This is a genomic window from Halopseudomonas sp. (genome assembly GCF_041579695.1).
Classification (GTDB): Bacteria; Pseudomonadota; Gammaproteobacteria; order Pseudomonadales; family Pseudomonadaceae; genus Halopseudomonas.
Map to the genome: position 1 here is coordinate 1 of NZ_JBFGFI010000134.1, position 4,880 is coordinate 4,880.

Below are 4,880 nucleotides of genomic sequence, written 5' to 3' on the forward strand. Positions count from 1 at the left end.
ACCGGCCAGTGGCACTGGCACCTGGACAAGGCCACCTGGGAGGCCACCAGCGATGATGTAGTCGAGTTCATGCTCGATAGTCTGCGCCAACTGCCGGCAGAGACCCAAAAGGTGCTGCAGCTGGCTGCCTGCATCGGCAACAGCTTCACTCTGCAAACACTGGCCGTCATCCACAACCACTCTCAGGCCGACACTGCCCAGGCCCTGGTTCCCGCGCTGCAGCAGTACACCGTGCTTCCTCTGCACAACGATTACCGACTGGCGACACAACACAGCAAGAATCTGGAATTCAATCCCGAGTATCGATTCCAACATGACCGGGTCCAGCAAGCGGCTTACCACCTGATCGAGAACAGCGAGCTGCCACGGGTACACCTGCTGGTTGGTCGGCTGATGCTGCGCCAGGCGGGCGATCAGGTGGCCGACGACCGCTTGATCGAGATCGTCAACCATCTCAACCAGGGCCGAGCGCTGATAACGGATGCCGCCGAGCGCAAACAGCTGGCCGAGCTCAACCTGCGCAGCGGCTATCGCGCCCGGCAGGCGTCCGCCTATGAGCAGGCACTGGGTTATCTGCAGGTAGTCGAGGAGCTGCTACCCACCGACCCCTGGGCACGCGTGCCGTCCATGATGACCACCCTGGCAACCGAGATGCAGCTGAACAACTATCTGACCGGGCGCACCGGAGAAGCCGATCGCTGGCTGGAGCAGATGCTCGAACATGCCACATCTGACCTGCAACGTGCCGACATCCTTTCCATCCGCTGCCGGCAGAATGCAACGCTGGGCAGGATGCAGGCGTCCATCAGTGCCGCTATCGAAGGGCTGGCACTATTGGGCGTCAACTTCAGCGAGCATCCAGGCGAGGAGGAAATTGCGCTGGAATTGCGCCTGGTTCAACACTACCTGGCAGGTCGGGAGATTGCCGACCTGGTCGACGCACCGATCATTGAGGACCCAGCCACCCTGACCGCCATGCGCCTGCTGATGGAAATCTTTGCCGCCGCGTTCCTCTCCGGCAGCAACATGTTCGGCTACCTGGTGCTCAAGTCCGTCAACCTGGCACTGCACCGGGGCAATTGCCCGGAGTCTGCCTTCGCCTATGCGGCCTACGGCATGCTGCTATGCGGGGAGCTGGATGACCCGGGGCAGGGCTATGAATACGGAAAAGTGGGCCTGGCCATCAACGAGCGCCTCGGCGACCTGAGTCTGCGCGCGCGGGTGATTTACGTATACGCCATGTTCGTGCACCACTGGAGCAACCACTGGGCCAGTCTGACACCCTGGTTTCGCAAGGGTATTGAGGCCGGCTACCAATCAGGCGACCTGCTCTATCTGGCTTACAGCGCTCAGGATTGCGTGATCTGGGACCCGACCCTGGACCTGGAAACCGCCCGCCGCCTGCATGCCGAGAATCTGGAAGTGGTGCGCGAATGTGCCTACCAGGATTCATTGGACTCAGGCAGCCTGTTTCTGCAGATGCAGCGCAATTTGCTCGGTGACACCCTGGCCCCTTACAGCCTGAGTAGCGATGACTTCGACGCTCAGGAGTGCCTGAACTCCATGCGCGAGCGCGAATTCCTCACTGGTATCGCCAACCATCATATCTATAGCGCCGAGATCAACCTGCTGTACGGCAACTACGATGCCGCACTGGAGTGCGTTCGCCATCAGGACAAGCTGATCAAATCCGCCATGTCGCTGCCGCAACTGGTGCGCTTCTATATCGTCGCCAACCGCACGCTGTCGACCCTGTATCCGGCCATGGATACAGCCGAGCGGCAACGTACGCATCAGCGCCTTGAGCAGGATCTGGCACGCATGACCCGCTGGGCGGATAACTGCGAAGCCAATTTCCGCCACCTGCAGTGGGCGATGAGCGCCGAGCTTGCGCGGCTGGATGGCGAGCACCAGCAAGCCCTGGAATACTACGATGCCTCGATCAACAGCGCCCGCCAGCATGGCTTCCTGCACGACGAAGCCAGCACCTTCGAGCGGGCGGCGCGGCATTTGCTGGCCCTGGGCAAGCGGCACGCCGCAGAGGGTTATCTGCGCGGGGCGCACGGGGTTTACAACCGCTGGGGGGCGCTGCGCAAGGTCGAGCAACTGGAAGCAGAGTTTCCGCTGCTGCGCGAGTGGGGGCACGCACGGCTCAGTCAGACCAATAACCAGCTATCGACGCTGGACCTGGCCTCGGTCATGAAAGCCTCCCGCGAAATATCCGGCGAAATGGTGCTGGACCAATTGCTGCAAAAAACGCTGGCAATCCTGCTGGAGAATGCCGGCGGTCAATGGGGCTGCCTGATCGTCCGGGCCGCCGGTGTATCTATCATCGAAGCCGCCGTCTTGCCGGAGCGGTCAGGCTTGTTTACCGGGCTGCCAGAGCACTGCGTACTGCATGACCATCAGGGCAATGCGCTTGGCCTGCCTATGAGCGTGCTCAGCGAAGCGTTTCACCGCGGGGCCGCCGTCGTCCTGCACGATGCCGGACGCGAGGGGATCTTTGTCAACGATCCCTACATCGTGCACCTGCAGCCCCGTTCGGTTCTTTGCGTGCCGATTGCCAGGGAACGGTTTGAAGCTGCCGTCTACATGGAGAACAACCTCACAGACGCGGTATTCAGCGATGAGCGTGTTGAGCTGATCAAGCTCCTCGCCGCCCAGGCTGCGGTCGCCATCGAAAACGCCCGACTGTACTCTCAGATCCAGAATCATTCGCGCATCCTGGAAGAAAAGGTCATCGAACGCACCGCCAAGCTGGAGGAGCTGAACAAGGAACTCCAGAAGCTGGCCGACCGCGACGGACTCACTGGCATAGCCAATCGCCGTGCCGGGGATACCTATCTCAGCGACGTCTGGGTGCGCCTACGGCGGCAATCCCAACCGCTGTCACTGATCATGCTCGACGTCGATCACTTCAAACTCTTCAACGACACCTATGGCCACCAGGTCGGTGATGACTGCCTTATTCAGGTAGCGCACACACTCCAGGCCCAGCTGCAACGGGCCACCGACATGCTGGTGCGTTTCGGCGGTGAGGAGTTCATGCTCATCCTGCCCGATACCGACAGCAACGGGGCCATACAGGTTGCGGAGAACGCCCGCAGGGCTATCGAGGCACTCGCCATAAGGCACGAATATTCAACTCCGCGTGACCGAGTCACCGTCAGCGTGGGCTATGCCACCCTGGTGCCTGATGCGCACAACCGCGCCGATCAACTGATCCATGCGGCAGACGCAGCCCTGTACAAAGCCAAGCTGGGTGGTCGCAATCGGATTTGGTCTGGGGCGGCGGTGTAAATACCCGGCATCACCGGTAACAGGCATCACCACCATCGCCCACATAATCTGCTAATACCTCGTCCTCATAGATTTGCAGATTCCGAGGAATCAGTCGATGGGCGTCCCGGGGATGTTTTTTAGAAGCTCGGCATTTGTGGGGTACTTCTCAAGCAGCTCAACCAGTTTTTTTGCGCCCTCGAGCGGTTTGAGATCGCTAAGCGCCCGGCGCAACGCTCTTGTTTTGTCCAGGTCTTTCGGATCCAACAGCAGCTCTTCACGGCGTGTACTGCTTTTCGAAATATCCAGCGCGGGGAAGATTCGCTGATTCGCAGCGTCTCTTGATAACACCAGCTCCATGTTCCCCGTACCCTTGAACTCCTCAAATATAACCTGGTCCATACGGCTGCCGGTATCAACCAAAACGGTCGCCAGAATGGTAAGCGAGCCGCCATTCTCAATGTTTCGTGCAGCGCCAAACAACCTCCGCGGGATCTCCATGGCTCGGGCATCAACCCCGCCAGACATAGTACGACCGCTGCTCTTTTGCTGTGCATTATGCACACGCGAAAGCCTGGTGAGAGAATCAATCACAATCATGACGTTGTGACCCTCGCCAGCTTGTTGGCGGGCGATATCAAGAAGCTCATCGGCAACGCGGACGTGATGAGCATAGCTTTCATCCGAAGAAGAAGCGTGTACCTCAGCTGGGACGCTACGCTTGAAATCAGTGACCTCTTCGGGCCGCTCATCTATCAATAGCGCGTAAAGTTTTATCTCGGGATACGCCTTTCCCACCGCCTGGCAAATATCTTTTAATATCGTCGATTTTCCAGATCCCGGCGGTGCAACGATCAAACCTCGCTGCCCCATTCCAATCGGCGTGATCAAATCCATCGCGCGCACCGTGAGTTTTTCTGAACCTGACTCCAAGCGAATCCACGGCGCTGGATTGATAGCCACGCCGTTTAAAAAACGTTTTTGTGGATCGGTCTCAACCACAGCTTCGGCTTCCTTAGCCACTGGTTTAGCGTCTTTATTTGGTTTCCGGTTTAAACTTAATGTCGTTCTCGGCATGGCTGTCTGAAGCTCTTGTTTGATAGATATTTTTCGAAGTGTGCTGATAACGCCAAAAAACAAAAGCACTAACAGATTGCTGAAGACCATTTTCGACAAAGCCAGCCCAAGGCAAAAACCAGTGTGCACCAAATAGGTCGGTCCCGGTTTTTACTCAGGAGACCCTCTGGCTGCTTGGCCTTGCCAGGATGCCGCCGGCATCGATAATCGGCAGCTACATCCCGCCCGCCTGGGTAGTCACACTGAGCGTCAACTGGGTGTACGGTGACAGTGACCGGATCACTCCAACATCTTACAGCCGCTATGTCCATATAGCCCAACGAACCGGTGCCAAGCCTGCGTTAACATTAGCTGAACGCTGGCGGCAAAACCTGCCAGACGCCGGTCTGGTGGTCTATCCCACCGTAGGGCACATTCCTATGGAAGAGTTGCCTGAAGACACGGCTCGGGATCCGGCGCTCCGCCTCCGCCAAGGCCTGGCTGGCGACTTTAGCAGCAATGCCGGCTGAGTACTTGAACCAGAA

Annotated in this window: 2 protein-coding genes; one reads left to right on the forward strand and one right to left on the reverse strand. The window is 58.5% G+C overall.

Annotated elements, in window-relative coordinates:
• A partial coding sequence (locus ABYA88_RS15295; protein ID WP_373188251.1) for a diguanylate cyclase domain-containing protein occupies positions 1-3,300 on the forward strand: 3,300 nt, incomplete at its 5' end.
• Positions 3,301-3,390: 90 nt separating this feature from the next.
• On the opposite strand, the gene rho is transcribed toward ABYA88_RS15295, so the two are convergent.
• Positions 3,391-4,446, reverse strand: a complete 1,056-nt coding sequence (gene rho / locus ABYA88_RS15300; RefSeq protein ID WP_373188252.1) for a transcription termination factor Rho — start codon at positions 4,444-4,446, stop codon at positions 3,391-3,393.
• Between the last annotated feature and the right edge of the window lie 434 nt (positions 4,447-4,880).